19 protein-coding genes are annotated in these 22,500 nt (G+C 34.3%); 18 read left to right on the forward strand and 1 reads right to left on the reverse strand.

Annotation, left to right across the window (positions count from 1 at the left end):
* Window positions 1-351 precede the first annotated feature (351 nt).
* The 14 genes from Q1A01_RS17300 to Q1A01_RS17365 all read left to right on the forward strand — a co-directional run bounded on the left by Q1A01_RS17300 (window position 352) and on the right by Q1A01_RS17365 (window position 17,161).
* Window positions 352-4,617, forward strand: coding sequence for a T9SS type A sorting domain-containing protein (locus Q1A01_RS17300; RefSeq protein WP_299683495.1), 4,266 nt, complete (start codon window positions 352-354; stop codon window positions 4,615-4,617).
* Window positions 4,618-5,087: 470 nt separating this feature from the next.
* A complete protein-coding gene (locus tag Q1A01_RS17305; RefSeq protein ID WP_299683497.1) occupies window positions 5,088-5,603 on the forward strand; it encodes a Pvc16 family protein in 516 nt (171 codons plus the stop codon).
* Between the two features lie 150 nt (window positions 5,604-5,753).
* The gene (locus tag Q1A01_RS17310; protein ID WP_299683499.1) at window positions 5,754-6,284 is read left to right on the forward strand and encodes a contractile injection system tape measure protein; all 531 of its coding nucleotides are present in this window, start codon (window positions 5,754-5,756) and stop codon (window positions 6,282-6,284) included.
* Between the two features lie 11 nt (window positions 6,285-6,295).
* Window positions 6,296-7,096: a hypothetical protein gene (locus Q1A01_RS17315; protein WP_299683501.1), complete on the forward strand. Its 801-nt coding sequence runs from the start codon at window positions 6,296-6,298 to the stop codon at window positions 7,094-7,096.
* 29 nt (window positions 7,097-7,125) lie between these two features.
* Window positions 7,126-8,778, forward strand: coding sequence for a hypothetical protein (locus Q1A01_RS17320; RefSeq protein ID WP_299683503.1), 1,653 nt, complete (start codon window positions 7,126-7,128; stop codon window positions 8,776-8,778).
* 36 nt (window positions 8,779-8,814) lie between these two features.
* Window positions 8,815-9,621 carry a hypothetical protein gene (locus Q1A01_RS17325; RefSeq protein ID WP_299683504.1) on the forward strand — a complete coding sequence of 269 codons (807 nt, stop codon included), beginning with the start codon at window positions 8,815-8,817 and terminating at the stop codon, window positions 9,619-9,621.
* Window positions 9,622-9,759: 138 nt separating this feature from the next.
* The gene (locus Q1A01_RS17330) at window positions 9,760-10,686 is read left to right on the forward strand and encodes a hypothetical protein (RefSeq protein WP_299683505.1); all 927 of its coding nucleotides are present in this window, start codon (window positions 9,760-9,762) and stop codon (window positions 10,684-10,686) included.
* A gap of 34 nt (window positions 10,687-10,720) precedes the next feature.
* Window positions 10,721-11,233, forward strand: a complete 513-nt coding sequence (locus Q1A01_RS17335; RefSeq protein WP_299683506.1) for a hypothetical protein — start codon at window positions 10,721-10,723, stop codon at window positions 11,231-11,233.
* Between the two features lie 9 nt (window positions 11,234-11,242).
* Window positions 11,243-12,823: a phage tail sheath C-terminal domain-containing protein gene (locus tag Q1A01_RS17340; RefSeq protein ID WP_299683508.1), complete on the forward strand. Its 1,581-nt coding sequence runs from the start codon at window positions 11,243-11,245 to the stop codon at window positions 12,821-12,823.
* A 27-nt stretch (window positions 12,824-12,850) separates the two neighbouring features.
* On the forward strand, window positions 12,851-13,312 hold the full coding sequence (locus Q1A01_RS17345) for a phage tail protein (RefSeq protein ID WP_299683509.1): 462 nt from the start codon (window positions 12,851-12,853) through the stop codon (window positions 13,310-13,312).
* Window positions 13,312-13,764 (forward strand): phage tail protein, encoded by a 453-nt coding sequence (locus tag Q1A01_RS17350; protein WP_299683510.1) that lies wholly within the window; start codon window positions 13,312-13,314, stop codon window positions 13,762-13,764. Before Q1A01_RS17345 ends, Q1A01_RS17350 begins: the two co-directional genes overlap by 1 nt.
* 82 nt (window positions 13,765-13,846) lie before the next feature.
* Window positions 13,847-14,911: a chorismate synthase gene (aroC, locus tag Q1A01_RS17355; RefSeq protein ID WP_299683511.1), complete on the forward strand. Its 1,065-nt coding sequence runs from the start codon at window positions 13,847-13,849 to the stop codon at window positions 14,909-14,911.
* Between the two features lie 273 nt (window positions 14,912-15,184).
* A complete protein-coding gene (locus tag Q1A01_RS17360; protein WP_299683512.1) occupies window positions 15,185-16,489 on the forward strand; it encodes a dicarboxylate/amino acid:cation symporter in 1,305 nt (434 codons plus the stop codon).
* Window positions 16,490-16,705: 216 nt separating this feature from the next.
* Window positions 16,706-17,161, forward strand: a complete 456-nt coding sequence (locus tag Q1A01_RS17365; protein ID WP_299683513.1) for a helix-turn-helix domain-containing protein — start codon at window positions 16,706-16,708, stop codon at window positions 17,159-17,161.
* 42 nt (window positions 17,162-17,203) lie between these two features.
* Here the strand turns inward: Q1A01_RS17365 and Q1A01_RS17370 are convergent, their stop codons facing one another.
* Entirely contained in the window at window positions 17,204-17,761 is a 558-nt protein-coding gene (locus Q1A01_RS17370) for a hypothetical protein (protein WP_299683515.1), read from the reverse strand.
* 342 nt (window positions 17,762-18,103) lie between these two features.
* Between Q1A01_RS17370 and Q1A01_RS17375 the strand changes: the two genes are divergently transcribed.
* The 4 genes from Q1A01_RS17375 (at window position 18,104) to Q1A01_RS17390 (ending at window position 22,464) form a co-directional block, all read left to right on the forward strand.
* Window positions 18,104-18,901: a hypothetical protein gene (locus tag Q1A01_RS17375; RefSeq protein ID WP_299683517.1), complete on the forward strand. Its 798-nt coding sequence runs from the start codon at window positions 18,104-18,106 to the stop codon at window positions 18,899-18,901.
* 517 nt (window positions 18,902-19,418) lie between these two features.
* A complete protein-coding gene (locus tag Q1A01_RS17380; protein ID WP_299683518.1) occupies window positions 19,419-20,519 on the forward strand; it encodes a hypothetical protein in 1,101 nt (366 codons plus the stop codon).
* Window positions 20,520-20,588: 69 nt separating this feature from the next.
* Window positions 20,589-21,620, forward strand: coding sequence for a glutathione synthase (gene gshB / locus Q1A01_RS17385; RefSeq protein WP_299683520.1), 1,032 nt, complete (start codon window positions 20,589-20,591; stop codon window positions 21,618-21,620).
* On the forward strand, window positions 21,613-22,464 hold the full coding sequence (locus tag Q1A01_RS17390) for an N-formylglutamate amidohydrolase (protein WP_299683522.1): 852 nt from the start codon (window positions 21,613-21,615) through the stop codon (window positions 22,462-22,464). The genes gshB and Q1A01_RS17390 overlap by 8 nt, the downstream gene beginning before the upstream one ends.
* Window positions 22,465-22,500 lie beyond the last annotated feature (36 nt).

Consider the following 22,500-nt stretch of genomic DNA (forward strand, 5'->3'; position numbering starts at 1 on the left):
AGTTAAAAGAGAGCTATCTATATATTTAGATAGCTCTCTTTTTTTATCTATATAAGTAACCTTATTATTATGTTTTTCTTCACAAATAGTTAATGTGTTGGTTTTTAGAATATTATGTGTATATTTAATGATATTAAGTAAAATACGAAAAATAAAATGCGTATTTCGTCGATTTTTATTGATGTTTTGTCGATGTTTTTTATGAAATATGTATTTTTAACAAATTTAGTTTTTTAGAACCTCGCACATTTGATAATGTTAGGATGCTACTAAGCTTTGAATTCTGATAATTATTATTAAATCAAATACATTTTATATAAGCCCCCTTATAACTCTTAAATCAACTTAATTATGAACAAAAAAATACTAACCGTATCTATTATTCTACTTGGAATATTTTGTTTCCTATTTCTTTATGATGGAGAATCAGAGACAGAAAAAGAACAGGAACTTAAATCCGAAACATTAACTTCTCTTAAAGAAGAAAAAAAGGAGAAGAAATCTTTAGAAGAAAAAAGACGTACCATTGAGCAAAGAAATCAGTTTGAATTTGATATGCAAAAGGATCCTGTAACAGGATTGATATCGAAAGAAGAAAAAGCATTAGAATTTGAAACTGCTCTTAGAGAAAGAACAAATAGTTTAACTGCTGGTTCAGATTCAAGAGCTTTTACAGTACCTTATGAATCAAGAGGGCCTTCAAATCTTGGAGGACGCACAAGAGCACTAGCAGTAGATTTAAGTGATGCTACAGGAGACACTATGCTAGCAGGTGGTGTGAGTAGTGGTATGTTTAGAACAACTGATGGAGGAACTTCTTGGGTCAAAGTATCTCCAAATAATGAAATACATAATGTGACAGCTATTGCACAAGATCCAAGAGCTGGATTTCAAAACATATGGTACTATGGTACTGGTGAAGTTTTTGGAAATAGTGCAACGCTAGGAAATGCATTTTATTTAGGACAGGGAATTTGGAGGTCTATAGATAGTGGACAGACATGGACACAAATTCCAGGAACAGATTCTACATTTGAAGATTTTAATTCTAATTTTGATATTATAAACTCTTTAGCAGTACACCCAACAACTGGAGATTTATTTATAGCTGCTATTCAAGGTATATTTAGATATGATGGTACTAACTTTAATTTAGAAGTAAATGCTTCATCAACACAAGACACAGATGTTAAGGTCACTTCTACAGGAAGAGTATTTGCTGCAGTTGGAGGAACTAATGGTGCTCAAAACGGAGTGTATACTTCGCCAACGGGAACAGGTAGTTATACACGCATCGCACAGAATGGATCACCAGCTGGATGGGCATCTGTAGGAAGAGTTGTTTTAGGGATAGCTCCTTCAGATACAGATGTAGTGTATGCACTATATAATAACGGACAGACAACAAATCAAGCACCTATTCAAATAGAAGCCGATTTGTGGAGATATGATTTGGGAACAGGAACATGGACAGATTTCTCAGGAAAGCTTCCTGACGAACCAGGAGGAGATTTAGGAGGTAATGATCCTTTCTCTATACAACAAGGATATGATCTTGAAGTATCTGTAAAACCAGATAATGCAGATTTTGTTGTTTTAGGAGGTGTTAATTTATATCGCATAGCAGATATTGTAAATGATGCGACCTTTGAACGTATAGGCGGATATATTGATAATACAAGTTTTGCATCTTATGGATCTGGAGATGCAGCTGCTAATGATGGAGATACACATCATCCAGATATTCATGATCTAGTTTTTAGTCCTTTTAACGCAAACACATTACTTTCTGGAACTGATGGTGGTGTGCATACGACAAATGTCACTTCAGGCACGGTACGTTGGACTACACTTAATAATAATTATCAAACCTATCAATACTATCACGTAGGAATGGATCCTTTGGCAGGAACAGATTTTGTGATAGGAGGTGCACAAGATAACGGTACTTCACTAGGGGGAGCAGCAGCTCTTACAGGTGTAGGTAGTAGTACAGAACATCTTGACTTTTTTGGAGGAGATGGTGTTGCTGCAGCTATAGGAAGAACTGGTAACGGTCCTTTAAACTTAAATGATCTTCAATTATACTTTGGAGCTCAAGGTGGGGATATTTTTACATTTAGAGATTCAGGAGCATTTTTTGCTAATATTAGACCTACAGGAACAAACAGCAGTATTTTTGTAACCTATTTTTACTTAGATCCAGATACAAATACATTGTATTATGCAGATGGAGCTACTATTTATAGAACACTTAATGCAGCTACTGTTACCTCGTTAGTTGATGCAGCTTCATGGGTAGACATAGGAAATTTATCTACGAGTCAAAATATACGTAGTATGGCCTCAACAAGAGGCACATATACTACGAGTAGTTTTACATTGATAGGAGGGCAAAATGGAGGTGTGTTTAAACATGTAGATCCTCGTGGAACGAATCTGAATACAGCAGTTAATATTACGCCTAGTGGAGCTGCAGTAGCAGGTTCTATTGTAAGTGGTGTTGCTATACATCCTACAGATCCTGATATAGGAATGGTAGTATATTCGAATTATGGTATTAATAATATATATGTCACATCAAATCTTACGGCAGTTAATCCAACGTGGACATTGGCTGAGCGTAATTTGTCGTCACACTCTATACGATCTGCAGCGATTACAGAAACAGGTGGAGTGATTACTTATTTTGTAGGTACTGCAAGAGGTTTATATTCTAGTACAAACCCTATTACAACAGATTGGACATTAGAATCTCCAAATGATATAGCACTAGCTATTGTAAGTAGTTTAGTATATCGTCCAGATGATGGTGTAATGCTTATAGGAACACATGGTAACGGAATGTATCAAGTAAACTTAGATTCTTGCCCTACAACTACAACATATACAACTGCAGGTGGATGGGATAATGGAGCTCCTACAGCATCTGTAAGAGCTATTATAGCAGATGATTATGATACTTCAGATATGAGCTTAGGCGATATCACAGCATGTACACTAACTATTAATGCAGGAGCTATACTAACAGTAGAAGATGGGAATTTTGTAAGTGTATTAAACGATATTACAGTAAATGGAACGTTAGACATATCTAATGAAGGTAGTTTAGTACAAGTAAATGAAGCTGCAGAAACATTTAATAATGGAAGTATTAGTGTAGAGAAGATTACACCTACTATAGATGATCGTAATTATGTAGCTATGAGTAGTCCTGTCACTGCAGAGGCTAGAGATAGAGTGTATGGAAATTCTAGAGCTGTGTTTAGTATTATCCCAAGTAACTTTGTACCTTTTGATATAGACTTAATGACATTCCCAGAGTTTGCTGGTGCAGAAAATTTCTTAGATGATAATAATGATTACTTATTGCCAGTAATGGGAAGCACAGCGCTACCTAGTGCAGGTATAGGACAGTTGGTATTTCCGCAGCCAGCACCTAATGTAGGTGATGGCTCTTATACACTTACATATACACAAGATGCCATGAATCCAGGAACATTAAACTCAGGAACCATTACAGTACCTATTAATTATAATGGTCCAGCAACGGTTAATAATTATAACTTATTAGGTAACCCGTATGCTTCAGCAATAGATGTTACTGCATTTATCAATGCAAATGATGCTGTAGACGCTGTATATTATTGGGATCATATTACTAATCCAAATTCAACATTACCAGGACCTGGGACAAGTAATTTCTCTATGAATGATATTTCTATAAGAAATGCTATGATGGGAACTGCTGCAGTAAATATGGGAGGACCAGCTGCTCCAGGGCAATTTATGGCTTCTACACAAGGGTTTGGAATTAAAGCATTACAAACTGAAGCTGCTAGTAATACACCTGTTGTATTTACAAATAGTATGCGAGTTACTGGAAATAATGATGGATTTAGAAATAACGAAAATACTTCTAATACAGATAAACTTTGGTTAAATCTAACAACTTCGGCTTATGATAATGCAACATCACAAATTGGGGTTGGATTTACAGAAAACGCTACGGCAGGTTATGATGCGGGATATGACACACAACGTTTAGGAACATTCTTATCGCTATTTACAAACTTAGAAGGAGAGTATTTAGCCATACAAGGACGTGAAGCTTTTCATACGCAAATGGAACTTAGTGTAGGTTTTTCTACAACAGTAGAAACTGAAGAAACCTATACCATTAGTATAGATCACCTAGAAGGTGCTGGTCTTGAAAATGCACCAGTGTATATCATAGACAACGAACTGAACACTATAACAAACCTTAAAGATGCTCCATATACATTTACAGCAACAAAAGGAATCCAACCAGATCGATTTATTGTTGTATTTGAAGAAAGAGAGGTGTTAAGTACAGAAGAAGTAGTGATAAATACCAATGAAATTTCAGTATTCCCTAACCCAGCTTCTTCAGAAATTACGATCGGATATACAGGTACCAAGCAATTAGAAAATGCAAGTATTATAAATGTGAATGGACAAATTGTAAAACAACTAGATCTTAGTAATTTCAATCAATCACAACAAATTGCTATAAACGACCTTTCTAAAGGTGTTTATTTTATGCAGATAGTAAGTGAAGATCAAACCATTGTAAAGAAACTTATTGTAAAGTAAGTTTATAACTTTTAAATAGTAAAAAGCCCCTTAATAGGGGCTTTTTTTATTAGTGAAACAGTACTTTTATAAAGTATCTAAGACAACATCTGCCTGATAGATCGCCAAACCTACCTCTGCCAGGAGAAAGGCTCATCCTTTTGTTTACGAAACTCGGTTCAGTCTTTAGCGAAATCTCGGTGTAATATCTCTACCCTTGGATTGATTCTTTTATCGAGTTCAGGGCTCGTCTTAGGGTTTATTACCTTTTATTAAAATGATTTAGACTTTTTAGACTGACTAAAATGAATTTTAGTATTTTTAGGAAATACAAGTATTAAAATCAATTCATTATACTCTCTTGTCTCCTGAATGTATTACTAAAACAATTAGGAGATTTTGCGTATGTATGCCCTTTGTTTTTAGGTTACATTTCGTGGTTATATGTCTAATAGGAATACAATAATTCTAACAAACTCTAAAATAAAACAATGATACAAGAAGCATTTCAGTACACACAAAACGTCTTTAATCAGTATATCAAAAGAAAGTTCGATTTAGATGAAAACATCGTTGTTATTAATAGCATTATAGATAATGAAGGAAATACTCCTTTAGAAAATCAAAACAAAATTGTACTCTCTTTGATACATATTGATCAAGAAATTACAAAACCTTTTTATACAAAAGATCGTAAAGGATTTGATACCAATCATACATCAATGTTAGAGACAGAAAATTATACTATAGATATGTTAGTGACTCCTTGTTTTGATGATTATAGTGAAGCATTAAAATTTTTAAATGCATCCATTCAGTTTTTTCAAGCTTATGCTGTATTAGATATAACAACACACTCAGATTTTCCGGAAGGGCTTCAGAAATTAAGCTTTGATTTACAAAAAGGAACTGATTATACACAAATGCATAATTTATGGAATGCATTAGGCGCAAAATATCAACCCTCTTTGATCTATAAAATGAGATCCATAACTATAGCTTCATAAGCAGTTAATTACGATCGATTTTTTACAGAAGTTTCTTTCTAGGCTCTCTGTGTTAAAATGTGTTCTATACAATGTATAATAGGGTATTTATACTTGTATAAAATTGCTCGAAAATAAATATTTTAGGAGTTTTATAATTCAATTGAGATTATGGCGGAATTCAATACTATATCAGAAGAAGGTTTAATGGTTCCTAACGCAGGATTAGTGATTTTGAATTCCTATTTACCTATGCTGCTAGCAAGACTAGATCTAGTAAGAGACAATGTCTTTGTCTCGGAAGAAACACAAAATGATGCTGTACATTATTTACAATACCTAGTAACGGGATTGAGCCAGACAGAAGAATCATTACTTGTGTTAAATAAAGTACTTTGTGGATTAGCTATAGAAACTCCTATAAGATTAGGAATCGAAATATCTACTAGTGATAAAGAATTAATGGAAGGTCTTTTAACAGCTGCTATAGGGTATTGGCCAGCTATAGGAGACACTTCTATAGAAGGATTTAGAGGGAATTGGTTGGTGCGCGATGGTGTTTTAAAAGAGGAAGCAGATCGATGGACGTTAACGGTTGAAAAAAGATCATATGATATTTTAATGCTTAAATCTCCTTTTTCATTCTCCATAATTAAATTTCCTTGGATGGAAAAACCATTACATGTTACATGGTCTTTTTAAAATAATAACACATGTCATCTAATCAATGTTCAGAATTATTTTCTATAGATATTCATCATAGTTACTATGCAAGTGGTATTTGTGAAAATATACAATATTTAATATCTCAACCAATTCAAAAATTAATAAATCAGAAGGTTTTATATCTGCATCAAACACCGCAAGGTTTTTCATTACTCATATCTACAGATCAAGAAATCAAAGACTTTTTAACGCACTTAAAGTCAACCTATGCAATAACTTCATTTTCTTTTGATGTTATAAGTACTGATCCTCATTTTAAAGCATTTACAGACTACCCAATTTCAGAGTTAGGTATATTTTCATTTTATACACCTACAGAAGGAGATGTAACTATTTTAGAAAGAAAATTCATATCTAATAGTACCTATACAAAATCTTTTAAGATTACAATAGATTTTGATGCTATTATACGCTTTCGCGAAAGCGGAAACAGCCCTAATTACAACATTAAATTAGAGGCTCGGAAAACGAAATGGAATTATTACATTATTAATAAAAGTAATAAAACGTTTGAAAGATTAGAAATCAAAGGCGATTCAGAAATTTCATTTGGACATCCTACAGAAGTTACCCTCCAAAATGGAGAGACAGCGTATAAGTTTTCTTCGGGTTCTATATTGTTATCTTTAAAAGAAAGATCAGAATACTCTTTTGATTTAATTAATGTTAACAACGGCATTAATGAGACTATTGTAAGAGGATTGCCAATGGCAAACCCGACCATTTCTGAGACGTATGAAGAAGGTGATACGATACAGGCTGTTTCCTCTATATACATTTATATATAAATTAAGAATATTACAAACATCATTATTTTATGAATTCTTATACTAAAAACTTACACGCTACAGTTGTTGATATATTAGGGGATCAAGAATTAGAACTTGACAGTCTAAAGTCACAGTATCATGCTTCTTTGTTTTCACTTTATTATGCGCAAGGGGATTATAGGACAACAGCCGAGAAGTTGCAGCTTGCTAATGAACAATATGACGCTCAAAAAGAGATTTTTTCTCTAGTCACTGTAAGTAATGATATGTCTACAAACGTACTGCAATCTGCTAAGAATGCAAAAGAAAGTGTAGAAGATACAATTACTAATACATCTGTTGCAGCCGCCAATGTTCAAATAGCGGCTAATGCTATTTTAAGACTAGCTAGTGATATAGGTGCTATTTATAATATTATTAGTGCTGAAGATATTGGTGGAGAAATATATACTGAAGCTGAAAAAGTAAATAAGCTCATGAAAGAAACTGCATTCCTAGCAGAAAAGGCTTCTCAACAAAGTATGGAAGCTTCTTCTTCTATAGCTGCAGTGTCTACAGCTAGTTTAGGAAATAAAGCAACAAGTACTGATACAGATATTAAAAACTTATTGAATATTGTTACAGCAGACTTTAACAATGCAAATGAACAAGTAACTACCATAGATCAAACATGTAAAAGTGCCAGCGAAGCAGCAAAAAGTGCCGAAGGAAATTTTGAAAATGCAAATGTAGTATGTAATGCTTCAGAAGTTGCATATCAACTCTTCAATGAAGAACTTAATCTCTCACTGAATGTCTCAGAAATAAAAGATAAAAAAGGCCAAAAACATCAATATAGGGTTTCTTTTAATCCGTTTATAAGCCCTTTTAAGGAAGAAAATGAAGATACAACGACATATCCAGTAGCGGCATATTATATATTCTTAGTAATGCATAGTGCACAAAGTGCTTTCACTACAGAAAATGCTGCATCTATTATTGCTGCTCCTGATGTAAATAAAGAAAAATTCGTAAAAATTGAGGCTACTAATTCAACAGTTCCTTATGTTCAATTGATAACAACAAATACATTAAAGGATGTAAATGGAGATTCTTTTCAATTAGGAGATAACTACGTTGTTTTTGTGTATGCTGATTTATCAGAAAAGTATAAAAAAAGTGTCAATGTGTTTGAAGGTTATTTAACGGCACCGTCAGCTTCTTTTACAATGACCAATCATTTGACACCAGCTTTTGATATTGCAGTTAACCCTGCATCCAAATCATCAACCAAGCAACAGTTATATTTTCAGGTAAATAAGATATGTTCTTCTAAAGTAACATATAGATGTATTTTCCTTCTTGATACTATGTCGATTACTAAAAAGTATTTAGTGACAATTGCATTAGATGCTACAGAAAATAAAAATGAAAAATCAGAAATTTGTTTTAATCTTGATCTTGCAGAACACATTCCTGCAGGAAGTTATACGATTGTAAAAAATGTGAGTCCTCTTAAAGGAAATACAGACGCATTATTGGAAGGAACATTGGAACTCACAAATACGATGACAGATAACTTTGGAGATAGACTGATTAAAGGGAATACCTATATACCTGTTATTCTATCCATTTCTGATGATATACCCTCTATCAATAAGACAATCACCAATGCATTATCAGATTTTAAAAATACCCAATCATTTACTTACCTAGGGTAAACAAGGAATACAAATCTATTTAAACCCATAGGAATTATGAATACTAAAAAAATATTTGGAGTAGTAGAAGTGAAGAAAGAAAATATAAAAACATTAGAATCTGAGATATTAGCGGCTCAAAATACATTAGGAAAACAGCAAGCAATTGTTGGAGCTCTAAAAACGAAATCAGTAAGAATAGAAAAAGACTTAGCGATAAGCGAGACGAATAAAAACAACGCACTTACTACTAAAAACTTATTAAATACGGTGATGCTTCAAGTTGAAGAGTTACTTGCTAATTCCAAGGAAGTGGCTGTACAAACTGAAGATGCAACTTCAAAAATTAATGAGGTTAGCCAAACTATTACAATGGTAACCCGTAAATTAATATATGCAGCCGAGCTTAGTACTAAACTGTCCAATCTAGTGATAAGAAAAAAAGCTGTCGACCCATTGATATCTGACGAATTAATTAGCTTAGTTACAACAGCAAGTGTAGATGCAAATAATGCAGTATCATTAACACTTACTGCATTAAATAGCATATTCACAGCACAAACACCTACGATTAATTCTGATGCGATTGTTGTTTTAGAAAATAAGCAAGTAACACAACTATATGAATCTTTGACAGCGTCGCATATACATAAAATTGGAGACACATCTGAAAAGAATATAAAACAATGTATTGATCAAGTGTATGAAAATACACTTGATCAATACACGAGTACATTAGCTGCGAGTACAGATATCACAAAACAATTACATCATGCTAAAGCAGATTTAGCCACGGCAAAAACAAATTTAGAATCATTAGAGGCAGCATTAGCAGCAGCAAATGCAGCAATGTTGGCTTCTTGAGGTTTGATTAGATGATTATTTTAAATCAGAATACTGTTATATACGCTTTCGCGAAAGCGTACACAGAAACGATTGAATAGAAAATACCTTTCAGAATGTGAAAAGTGATAACCATACCTAATTAAAACGAAATATATCATGAGCAATACTGTATTTAAAAAATTTTATAGATCCTTTTATAATAGAACAGGCGGTTTTATGCCTTCAAAACCTTTGCATCAAAATATGTATCCAGGAGATTTTTTTCAGATACGTAATGGGGAGATTATTATACTGGGAAACATTTTTCGCAATGGAGTGATCGCAAAAGAAGAATGTAAAATACAAAATGGTATTGCCTTACATGAAGCGCAATGGAATTTCAGTGAAGGTGTTACAAAACCTTATTCAGGAAGAGATCAAGGGAATAACCCTATAGCTGGAGATTTTAAATACACGAAACAAATACTAACGTTTGATGCTAGAGGAAGTTTTATGTTTCATACAAAGACGCCAGAAACTGTAAAAATTGCAAATTGGAATGAAATAGAACAACAGCTTATCATCAAATTAACCCAAACAATGTATTCTTTTAGAGAAGTATATGTGGTTACAGAAAGTGTAGTTGCTTCAAATTGGACGCTTGCTATTGCAGGAACAGATAAAGCAGAATTAGAAATTGCTACAGAGGCAGAAAATTTTGGTTTAGTAGACATCTTTGGAGATACTAGTTCAAAAACAATTCAGGCAAAAGATATTGAATATCATCATAGAGAATCAAAAAAGAAACCTGTGTTTTTTAAAGCAAAAAAACTAGCAGTACAACAAGAAAAACTAGAGCATTTTATAAGCGAATTTAGTGTGCAAAATTCACAAAAAACTAATTGGGTAAAAAGCTTCTATGCCTATGATTTTGAAACTGATTTAGAACAATTTTCAGGAGCAACATCTATGAATGCACAAATGTGTGTGCTAGATATGTTACAGGCAAATCAATTGAATCCAAATACAGCATTATCATACTTTAGATGGGAAAATGCCAACCTTGATGATGTAGAAAAATTGTTTATGATGTATGAAGATTAGGTCACTTAAGAAGCCATACATCAAATAGTAACATATGAGTAAAAAAGATACAAATACGATTGATACACATAATCTTCTGTTACATTTTGGAGATTGGACAAAAGAAGTACCAGAAAATGAGCTGTTAATTTGTATATCTATAGCTTTAAATCATTGTGTTTGTGATAAGAAAATTAAGATCAAAGGATATTTAATAACAGCAACCACCTTATATCTTGTGATGACATCTTATAAGGATTCCTTAAAATTGGCACTTGAATTTCTTTCAGAGCAAATAACATTAAGTGTCGATGCACATTTAAAACATATACAGCATGCAAATGGAAATAAGATATTTAATTCAAGTAATCAAAATAAGATGTTTACAATGCATCAATTACAAGATTATGATTTAATAAAACTCATCACGGGAAAGGATGTGAAATTATCATATCACAATCCGAGAATAGCATATTTTAAAAAAATAACACATACTTATAAATACTGTTCAGTATCAGATTACAAAGGAGTTTTAGGACCTGTAATCGTTGATACAACACAAAAATAATAACGTACTATGAATATTTCTAACATAAAAAGCCCAGGTGTTTATATTGATGAAATGAATGCTTTTGGAAATTCAGTAGTGCCAGTGCCTACTGCCGTGCCTGCATTTATAGGATACACACCCCAAGCTATGTATGAGGGGAAATCTTATACAAACATACCTAAGAAAATTTCATCTTTTACTGAGTTTCAAGCAATATTTTGTTATCCAGCTCCGCCAGCACCAGCCGATCCAGCAAAACAGTATAACCCTCAATACTATTTAGTAAAGCAAAATGCTCAACCAGATAAAGGCGATTATATACTGATTGAAAGTGCATATTATTCGATTGTGCCAGACCCTAATACGATTTATTATTTGTACAATAGTGTAAAATTATTTTATGAGAATGGAGGAGGAGATGCGTATATCGTATCTGTAGGAACATATGGACCTTCATCTGGTGTTCCTATGAAACCAGGAGATCAGATTGTAAACCCTAATGTAAGCTTGAGTGATCTTACAGATGGACTCGCTTTATTAAAAAATGAAGTTGAACCCACCATGTATATTTGTCCTGAAGCGACCTTATTATCGGTCGCTGAAAACGGTACGTTAATGCAAGAAATGCTATTGCAAAATACTGAAATGCAAACGGGCATCAGTATTTTTGATATCATAGGAGGTCGTAATCCAGATCCCATACTGTACATGAATGACATTACAACCTTTAGAAATAATACAGGAACTAATGGATTGGATTATGGAACTGCTTATTATCCTTTTGTAGGAACGACGATCATGCAGCAGAATGATATTGATTACACCAATCTTTTTGGAGGGGATGTCAAACAATTAGATCCCCTTTTAAATCCACCATCAGATCCTAATCAGAATGCAGCTACCATTCTTTCTGAGATAGAAAATCCTTCAGGAAATCTACATAAAGTAAGCGAATACAATAAAGCATTATTAATGGCAAGTCCAACATATGCAGCTATTATAAATCATGTGTTAGCCGATGTTAATATGTTGCCACCTAGTGGCGGAATGGCTGGTGTGATTACAAATGTAGATAATGAAGTAGGACCTTGGCAAGCGCCTGCAAATACCTCTATTGTTGGAGTGTCAAATTTACCTATTAACCTATCTGAAAAACAACAAGGAGACCTGAATGTGGATGCTGTTTCTGGAAAATCTATTAATGCGATTCGCTATTTTCATGGATTAGGAATTTTAGTATGGGGAGCCAGAACACTAGATGGAAATAGTCAAGATTGGCGTTATATTTCAGTGCGAAGAACAATGACCTTTATCGAACAATCATGTAAATTGGCTGCACAAGCATATGTATTTAGCCCTAATACTAAAAATACGTGGGAAGCTGTAAAAGCAATGATAGGAAGCTTTTTAAACAATATATGGAAACAAGGAGGACTTCAAGGTGCAAGTCCATCTGATGCATTTTCTGTTGAGTGTGGATTAGGAAGTACAATGACCTCTCAAGATATTCTAAATGGCTTCATGAATGTAACCATTAAAGTAGCTGTTGTACATCCTGCAGAATTTATAGTGATCTCATTCCAACAACAAATGGCGACATCAAGTTGATTAAATTAATTTTAAAAACATATATGTATGGCAAATGAAGAAAACACAGACGGCTCAGCTTGGCCTTTACCAAAATTTCGTTTTGAAGTAGATTTAGGTGATGGATTACGTAATGTCGCATTTCAGGAAGTATCTGGACTAGATGTTGAAAACCAAATCATAGAATATCGTAACAGTAACAGTCCTCTTTTTTCAACAGAGGAAGTACCAGGCATTGTAAAATATGGAAACGTAACGATGAAACGGGGTGTTTTTACAAATGATTCGACTTTCTGGAATTGGTATGATCAAATAAAGATGAATACGATTACCAGAGGAACGATTTTTATTAAACTCTTAGATGAAGCTGGTGAAACCACCATGCAATGGCGATTAGATAATGCTTGGCCTACAAAAATAACCAGTACAGATTTAAAATCTGATGGGAATGAAGTTGCAGTTGATACTTTAGAAATCGCTCATGAACAACTCATAGTAACAAATGGCTAATGGGAGAAAATGAAAATCAATACCCAGTAGGATTCTATTTCTCAATAGCACTTGATGGTACAGAACAAGGTGTTTTTCAAGAAGTCTCAGGGATTTCAAATGAAATGAATGTAGAAGAGGTCTTAGGAGGTGGAGAAAACCGTTTTAAGTATAAACTCCCTACTACGATTTCAAATAAAAATTTACTCTTTAAAAGGGGGATGTTTTCTAGTGAATCTCCATTACTTAAATGGTGTAAAGATACCTTAGAGGGAGGCTTGTCCCAATCCATTCAAACGAAAAACACCACAATTGAGTTAATGAATCAAAATGGAGAGGTATTCATGAGTTGGGAATTTGTAAATGCATATCCCGTAAAATATTTAATTTCTGACCTCAAATCGCAAGAAAATAAAGTGCTTGTAGAAATGCTAGAATTCGCATATGCGTATTTTCAAAAGGAAACGCCTTAAAACAAGGAATCCATTTTTAAGTGTCGTATATTAAAATTACATTTGTTTCTAAACCTAGAATAAACGCACGATTCTTAAATTTATGGCTGGAAATACCTACGGAACACTATTCAAACTCACTACTTTTGGAGAATCACACGGAAAAGCTATTGGAGGAATCATAGATGGTTGTCCTGCGGGTCTAGCACTCGACTTTGAGGCTATCCAAAAAGAACTCGAACGTCGCAAACCGGGACAATCCAAAATTGTTACTCAACGTAAAGAACCTGATACGGTAGATTTCTTATCTGGAATCTTTGAAGGGACTACCACAGGAACTCCCATAGGTTTTGAAATTGTAAATACCAATCAGAAATCTAAAGATTATTCGCACATCAAAGATACTTATCGTCCTAGTCATGCAGATTATACCTACGATCAAAAGTATGGTACCCGTGATTATCGTGGTGGCGGACGTTCATCGGCGCGAGAAACCGCGAGTAGAGTAGTGGCAGGAGCAATTGCTAAGCAATTTTTAAAAGACATTAAAATTTATTCGTATACCTCTTCGGTAGGCGAATTAGAAATGGACATTCCCTACCAAAAGCTCGATTTTAGTAAGATTGATAGTAATGATGTGAGATGTCCTGATGACGCTTTCGCGAAAGCGTTTATAGATAGAATTAAAGAAATTAGAAAAGAAGGTGATACCATTGGAGGCGTGATTACGTGCGTGATACAAAATGTGCCTGTGGGATTAGGAGAACCTGTATTTGATAAACTCCATGCTGAATTAGGAAAAGCCATGCTATCCATTAATGCCGTTAAAGGTTTTGAATATGGAAGTGGTTTTGAAGGTGCAAAAATGAAAGGAAGTACGCATAATGATATTTTTAATGCTGACGGAAGTACAAAGACCAATTTAAGTGGTGGTGTGCAAGGGGGAATCAGTAATGGGATGGATATCTATTTTAAGGTAGCTTTCAAACCTGTGGCGACCATCATGCAAAAACAAGAAACGATAGATGCAGAGGGCAATGTGGTCGAGATGCAAGGAAAAGGAAGACATGACCCTTGTGTCGTACCTAGAGCAGTACCCATTGTAGATGCTATGGCAGCGTTGGTCATTGCCGATTTTATGTTGAGAGATAAATCAATCAAGTTATAGCGTATCTTTAGAACATTCAAAAATAGTTCTCGTGAAGATGGGAATTTATAAGAAATGAAGGGATGTGTTGAGGTGGATGAGATTTCCGCTTTCGCGAAAAAAAATAGCTTCCACTAAGGATAGGGAGGTTCAACAATAAATAGTACGTTAAGGTAGAAGAGATTTCCGCCTTCGTGATTCAGAGAGTTTCCATAAAGTTGGAAGCCTGTATAATTAATGAGAATAATACGTTAAGGTGGATGAGATTTCCGCCTTCACGGAAATATATGATATATGAAAAAACTAGCGCTGCACTGGAAGATTTTAATTGGGATGGTTTTAGGAGTTGTCTTTGCTTTGATTATGACAAACTTCGAATGGGGTGGAGGTTTTATAAGTGATTGGATAAAACCATTTGGAACGATCTTTATAAACTCGCTTAAACTCATTGCAATTCCATTAATACTAGCTGCTCTTATTAAGGGAGTATCTGACCTAAAAGATATTTCCAAGCTTTCTAAAATGGGAGGGCGTACCATTGTTATGTATCTTATGACTACAGTCATTGCAGTTTCTATAGGATTGGCATTGGTGAATGTTTTTAATCCTGGAAAATCAATCACAGAAGATACGCGAACAGAGTTAGTAGAAGGATATACAGATAGTACTGCTAAGTATAAGGAAACTGCCGCAATGCAAAAAGATAGCGGACCTCTACAAGCACTTGTTGATTTGGTTCCTCAAAATATATTTTCAGCGTCTACGAGTAATCGTAATATGTTGCAGGTTATCTTTTTCGCTGTATTTTTTGGTATTGGTTTAATCCTAATCCCAGAAAAAAAATCAAAGCCTGTTAAAGATTTCTTTGATGGCGTTAATGAGGTTATTTTAAAGATGGTAGACTTAATTATGCTTGCGGCACCGTATGGTGTTTTTGCACTTCTTGCGGCATTAGTAGTAGAAGCTCCTAATACCGATTTATTTATTGCATTAGGAAAGTATGCGATTACGGTTGTTGCTGGATTATTAGTAATGATAGGGGTGTATATGCTTATTGTCATGACGTTTACAAAAAAGAAACCGAGCTTTTTTCTTAAAGGAATTTCACCAGCACAATTATTAGCTTTTTCTACAAGTTCAAGTGCAGCGACACTTCCAGTCACTATGGAACGTGTAACCGAACATTTAGGAGTAGAGGAAGAAGTTGCGAGCTTTGTATTACCTATCGGTGCAACGATTAATATGGATGGTACGAGTCTTTATCAAGCAGTAGCGGCCGTTTTTATTGCACAAGCATTTGGAATGGATCTTACTTTAAGTACGCAATTAGGAATTATTGCCACGGCAACACTAGCGTCTATAGGAAGTGCTGCAGTGCCGGGGGCAGGAATGGTAATGTTGGTAGGTGTACTTGGGTATGCTGGGATTCCAGAAGCAGGTTTAGCACTTATTTTTGCTGTAGATAGACCTCTAGATATGTGTCGTACCGTTGTAAATGTTACAGGTGATGCTACGGTCTCTATGGTGGTTGCAAAATCTGTAGATAAATTAGGAGAACCTAAGCGTAAAGATTGGGATGATAACTATCATAAAGAATAATCTTCTGATTTTAGAAATATATTTGTTTAAGGAGTAGTACTGAGTTTTCCTCGTATAGATACATATATAGGCAGTATCATCATAATATTCATGGTTATTTATGAATAAGAATATTAGTGTCAGGATACTGTCATATAGGTGTCATATGAGTTACAGGTCTTAAAGGTAGGTACTTGCATACCTTTGCTGAAAGAAATAGCAAATATGTATATAACTATGAATCAGACTCCCATTACATTACGGGATATTAAAAAACTACGCTTAGAACGTCATTGGTCACAAGAGCAGTTGGCAGAAATGAGCGGGTTAAGCATCCGAACGATTCAGCGAATTGAAAAGGGAGAGAATGCAGGTCTAGAATCCTTAAAGTCGTTGGCAGCCGTTTTTGAAACGATCATTGCCGATCCAGATACACAAGAAAAAATAGCACAGATCCGAAAAGAAGAAGCGTATATCCAAAACCTAAAAGGACTCTATAAACTTGTTGCAATTGCAGTATTTAGCTTAGTTGCACCATTAATCATTGCCATTAACGATGCTTCCTATTGGTTTATCTTTTTATGGTTCGTATTTTCTTGGGTACTTATCCTAAGTATTTACTCACTGAATGTTTTTGATTTCTTTGGTGAAGTCTGGAAACAAAAAATGATTGCTAAGCGGTTTGGAAAGTAGATTGAGGTTTTGAATTGAGTTTATGTTTGTTAAACATAAAATTTAGTCATCAATCTCATAGGTTGTTATCGTATTTTTTCTTGTCCAATTTTTAAATTCTAATTTGACGTCTACCTGTTGGGTACCGTGGACTTTTTCTTTAAAATCAAGTTCAGGTTTATAACTAATACCATATTTTTCTATCACTACGTCTATTTTGTCTTTTTTCTGTTGTGCGTCTTTAAGTTTTTTTCTGAATCTATATAGTTGAAAATTAGTACCTGTTAATATTGAAATACCTAAAGCGATTATTCCAGTTTTATGTACCCAGAAGTAGGTGTCATCATAAATCGGTCCAGCTAAGTAATCACTTTTAATAAGTATTGTTACACCAATGATCATCAAAAGACAAAAAAATAGATATGCTGATTTTTTATGACTGCGTATTTCTTCTAATTCGAGGTAGGCAATTTCTAATTTCTCTTGAAATTTTTGATCAAGTTTTATAGTAGTACAGGTGTTTTTAAAATCAGGTTTTCTTTTGGTCAATGTACACGTTACGCCTATCTTAAGACTTGTTTTTTCATGTTCACATAGATCACAATGAGTATAAAAATTCATCTATAATAAGTTCATGTTAATGGACAATTGAGCTTTTGATACAAAATTCTTAGTACAAGAATATAAAAATTTAGTGATATGTATAATGCCTAAACAGACCTATTTCCATCCAACTTCCTTTACGGTTTTCCACGATCAGGCTATCATTAGACTGAAACCGCTTTCGCGAAAGCGGATGAAGAAGAATATACAGTATGAGATTTCCGCCTTCGCGGAAATGAATTAAAATAGTACTTATGAAAACATTAAAAAGATCTCATGATATTCAATATTATTTGTATTATTGTATTAATTAAAGTTTAGATGTCTATATGCGTGGACGTTACTTAATCGTATATAGCCATGCAAAAAAATATAGTACACTTTATCTTCTTATTTTTTATTTCAATTTCTTATGCTCAAGTTGGTATAGGAACTACAACACCATCTCCAGCTTCTATGCTAGACGTAAGTGCTACCTCTAATGGTGGGGCTTCTTTTAAAGGCTTCATGCCTCCCGTCATGACCATTGCACAAAGAAACTTAATCAACACAGCGACTACAGATGTAGGCTTACTTGTGTTTATTAATGACTCTGTGGAAGGGGTGCAATGTTTGCAATTTTTTACAGGAACTGCTTGGGTGTGTACAGATGATCCTTTTTTTCCTGGGTTTACTGTATTTGCAGCACAGGATTTTGATGCAACCACTTCTTGGAATTTCACCTTAACTCCAACGAGTTATAGTGTCCCAGCTTTAGAAGATATATGGGCTGTTGTAGGAAGCTTAGATAACATCACTGATTTTACGGGTAGTTTTTTAGGATGTAGTGATTTAGATAATCCTATTGCTGGTATGAATGTAGATCATATGATTGTATTTGATAATGTAGATATATCTTCTGCAACAGCTGCAAAACTAAGTTTTGATTATGATATTTTTGAATTTGATACAGGTGATCGTGTCTCCTATGAATTGTTTTATGATGATGTAAGTCAAGGGGTATTTACAATTCTTGTAGGAAATGCTGATGCCTCTTTAAGCGGAACAGAAACAATTAATATTCCCAATACCGTTACTAATGTTCGCATCACAGTTATTATAAATCAAAATGGAAATGAAGATAAAGCAGGATTCGATAACTTTAGAGTATTTGAATGATTTTAATGCTAAACACATATGGGCCTTCATTCCATACTTTAGGATTTGAGGAAAAGAATTAAACACACATATGGGCCTTCATTCTATCCTTTAGGATTTGAGGAAAAGAAAAAAGATGGGATATTTCAATAAAAGCTATTTAATCTTAGGACAAGTTTTGGACCCTATAAAAGAGTCGACTTAAGGCCCAAGGTATTAAATCAAGATTCCGCTAGCTATGTTATATGCGTTTTACTGACTTTATAACATCATAAGAACACTTTCGCGAAAGCGTATTAAAAAAAATATTGTGAAGTAGTTTTTAAACCTGAAAAAGCAATAATTTGGTCTTTAATCAGCTTAATACTACTACTTAACGAAAAGGTAATGTATTATTTCTTTTTACCCTTTTAATTTATGTAAATTGCTAATCCCAAATTTTATAATGACTTAATATGCTTTACCATGCAATGATATAAATATCATAAGTATGAAAAATAATGTATTACGAATATTTCTTTTGTTTTTTAGTATAACAATGTCTTACGCTCAAGTAGGAATTGGTACAACAAATCCGTCTGCTTCCGCTATGCTAGAAGTAAGTGGAACAACAAATGGAGGCACAAGTTATAAAGGTTTTATGCCCCCTCGAGTACCTACAGTAACCGATAGGAATACAATAAATCCAACAGTATCAGATATAGGATTATTAATCTTTTTACAAAGTGCAAATTGCCTTCAAATGTGGAATGGTAGTGCTTGGGAAGATGTACATTGCCTAGGAGCTCCAACAAATTCTTCAGTAGAGTTTGCAGGAACTTCACAAACTGTAGATGAAGGAGATGGAGGCATTAGTTTTGACTTTACAATTACAAATCCATCACCTACAAATACTATTACAGTTACGATTACTCCAGCAAGCTTTGATGATATAGATGAGACTACAGGAACTATAATTACAATTCCTGCGAATGTGACTACGCATACGGCTACTAATGTATTTACATTAACTGATGATGCACTAGATGAAGGTATAGAAACACTAGACTTTACTTTAAGTGCCCCAGCTGGAGGATCAGGAACCATTATGTTAGGTACAAATACGGGACAAACGGTTACTATTAATGATAATGATGCAGCGGCATTAACTATTTGGATTAATGAGTTTCATTATAATGATAATGGTGCAGATATAGGTGAATTTGTAGAAATTGCTGGAGTTGCGGGTACAGATTTAACAGGATATACGATAGAACTTTATAATGGTAATAATGGAGAGGTATACAATACCTTAAGTTTTACTGGAGGAACTTCTATACCGGATGAAGGTGCAGGCTTTGGAGCGGTTAGTCTATCTGCAGGAACAATTCAAAATGGAGACCCAGATGGTTTTGCACTTGTAGATAATCTAGGAAATGTAATTCAGTTCTTAAGTTATGAAGGAACTTTTATGGCAACAAATGGAAGCGCTAATTCCATGATATCTATTGACGTAGGAGTGTCTGAACAAGATCCAGGAACTCCAGAGGGAGAATCATTACAACTTACGGGAACTGGAAATACGTATGATGATTTTACATGGAATGCTCCTTCTACAGAGTCACCAGGCTTAATTAATACAGGACAAACTATTAATTAATTAGAAAATAAAATTAATCTTTGTTTTTCAATCAATTTTAGTATTTTAGGTATACTAAAACTTGACTTTATGAATGTTTGCTACATAATGTATCCGTGGGAAGAAATGGACCCAGAAAATGATACGACCCTTTCTTTAATCCATGAGTGTGTAAAACGTGAGCACGGTGTCGCTATAACAACTCCAGCAAATTTGACCATTAGAGATAGTGAGACATTTGCTTTTTGTAGAGCTATTAATAAAATGGAGAAAGTTCCTAGTAACTTGAAATCATTTCATAAAAAAGCCACTTTACGAGAAGAGATGCTACCATTAGCAGGATTTGATGTGATTATTTTACGTAGCAATCCGCCGTTGGATATGATCATGCTTAACTTCTTAGACTCAGTAAAAGATGATGTCTTTATTATGAATGATGTAGATGGGATTCGTCGTGCAAATAATAAATTGTATACTGCTGCTTTTGAAGATAATACCCGTGATTTTATTCCACGTACGCATGTGACCAAAAACAAAGACTACTTAATTAAAATGATTAAAGAGTCAGATGAGGATAAAATGATTCTAAAACCACTGAATGGTTTTGGAGGATCAGGAGTGATTTTGATAGAAAAACGTGCCATGTCAAGTATTCGTTCTTTATTAGATTTTTATATAGATAATAAAGATGGAACCACCAATTATGTGATTCTTCAGGACTATATACCGGGTGCAGACCAAGGAGATGTTCGTATTCTGATTCTTAATGGTAAACCTATAGGCGCCATGAAACGTGTTCCTGGTACAGACGATCATAGATCTAATGTATCGGCAGGAGGTTCTGTACAGAAACATTCACTCACCAAACAAGAAAAAGAATTGTGTCGTCGTATAGGCCCTAAATTGGTAAAAGACGGATTGTATTTTGTGGGTATTGATGTCATTAATGGAATGCTCGTTGAAGTAAATGTGATGAGTCCAGGTGGTATTACTTATATCAATAAAGTTTACAAAACCAAACTTCAAGAGAAGGTGATCAATTTTGTAGAAGATAAAGTATTAGAACGCGTAAGTCGTATAGAACGAAGAGCCAAACTCAGAAAAACTGTTGCAGATGCTTAGACTTTCAAGTGACGAAATGATTTCAAAAATCGAAAAGGAAGAGCCGTTTCATGCTGTTTCTGACGATTATTCATTTACGCTTAAAATAGAAGAGTATACTTATTTCCTTTGTGGAGCTGTACATGACGGCCATCAGTTTCGAAAAGAATTGTGGAACAATTGCTTACACTCTGAGTACGATCGTTGGTATGAAGAAGATCCGTGTACCAAGCAAATGGTGCAATCCAATCCGATGGTCATTGCAGGAATGGATAGTCGATTCGAATATGACCTAAATCGCGCACCAGAAACCGCCATCTATGACGATGCATGGGGAAAACAATTATGGTGCACACCTTTACCCGAAGATCAAAAACAAAAAAGCCTTTCCAAACATGCAACGTTTTATAAGGTAGTCCGTGCATTAGTTTCAAAAATGGAAGAAAAGTTTGGAGGTGCTATTGTTTATGATATGCATTCTTACAATTGGAAACGCTGGGACAGACCTGTGCCTGTTATAAATTTAGGGACTAAAAACATTGATAATGATCGTTTTTCCGCTTTCGCGAAAGCGTGGTGCGACGCACTCAAACATATAGAACTCCCACATGACATAGCAACCACCGCAGCTATTAATGATACGTTTCAAGGCAATGGATATTTCTTAAAATTTATCACAGAAAACACCCAAAACACCTTAGTACTAGCGACAGAATTTTCAAAAATCTACTGCGATGAGTATGATTATATCCTGTATCCAGAAGTGGTAGATGCGATAGAACAACAGCTAAAACTTATCTTACGCAACCATGCGACAACTTTTTACAATGATTTTATCTTGAAAAATGGACAGCCATCTCGCTAGTCTAGTCTGTAAGAATTTTATATTTTTGACGATCTA

The organism is uncultured Dokdonia sp., assembly GCF_947492815.1.
Taxonomy (GTDB): Bacteria; Bacteroidota; Bacteroidia; order Flavobacteriales; family Flavobacteriaceae; genus Dokdonia.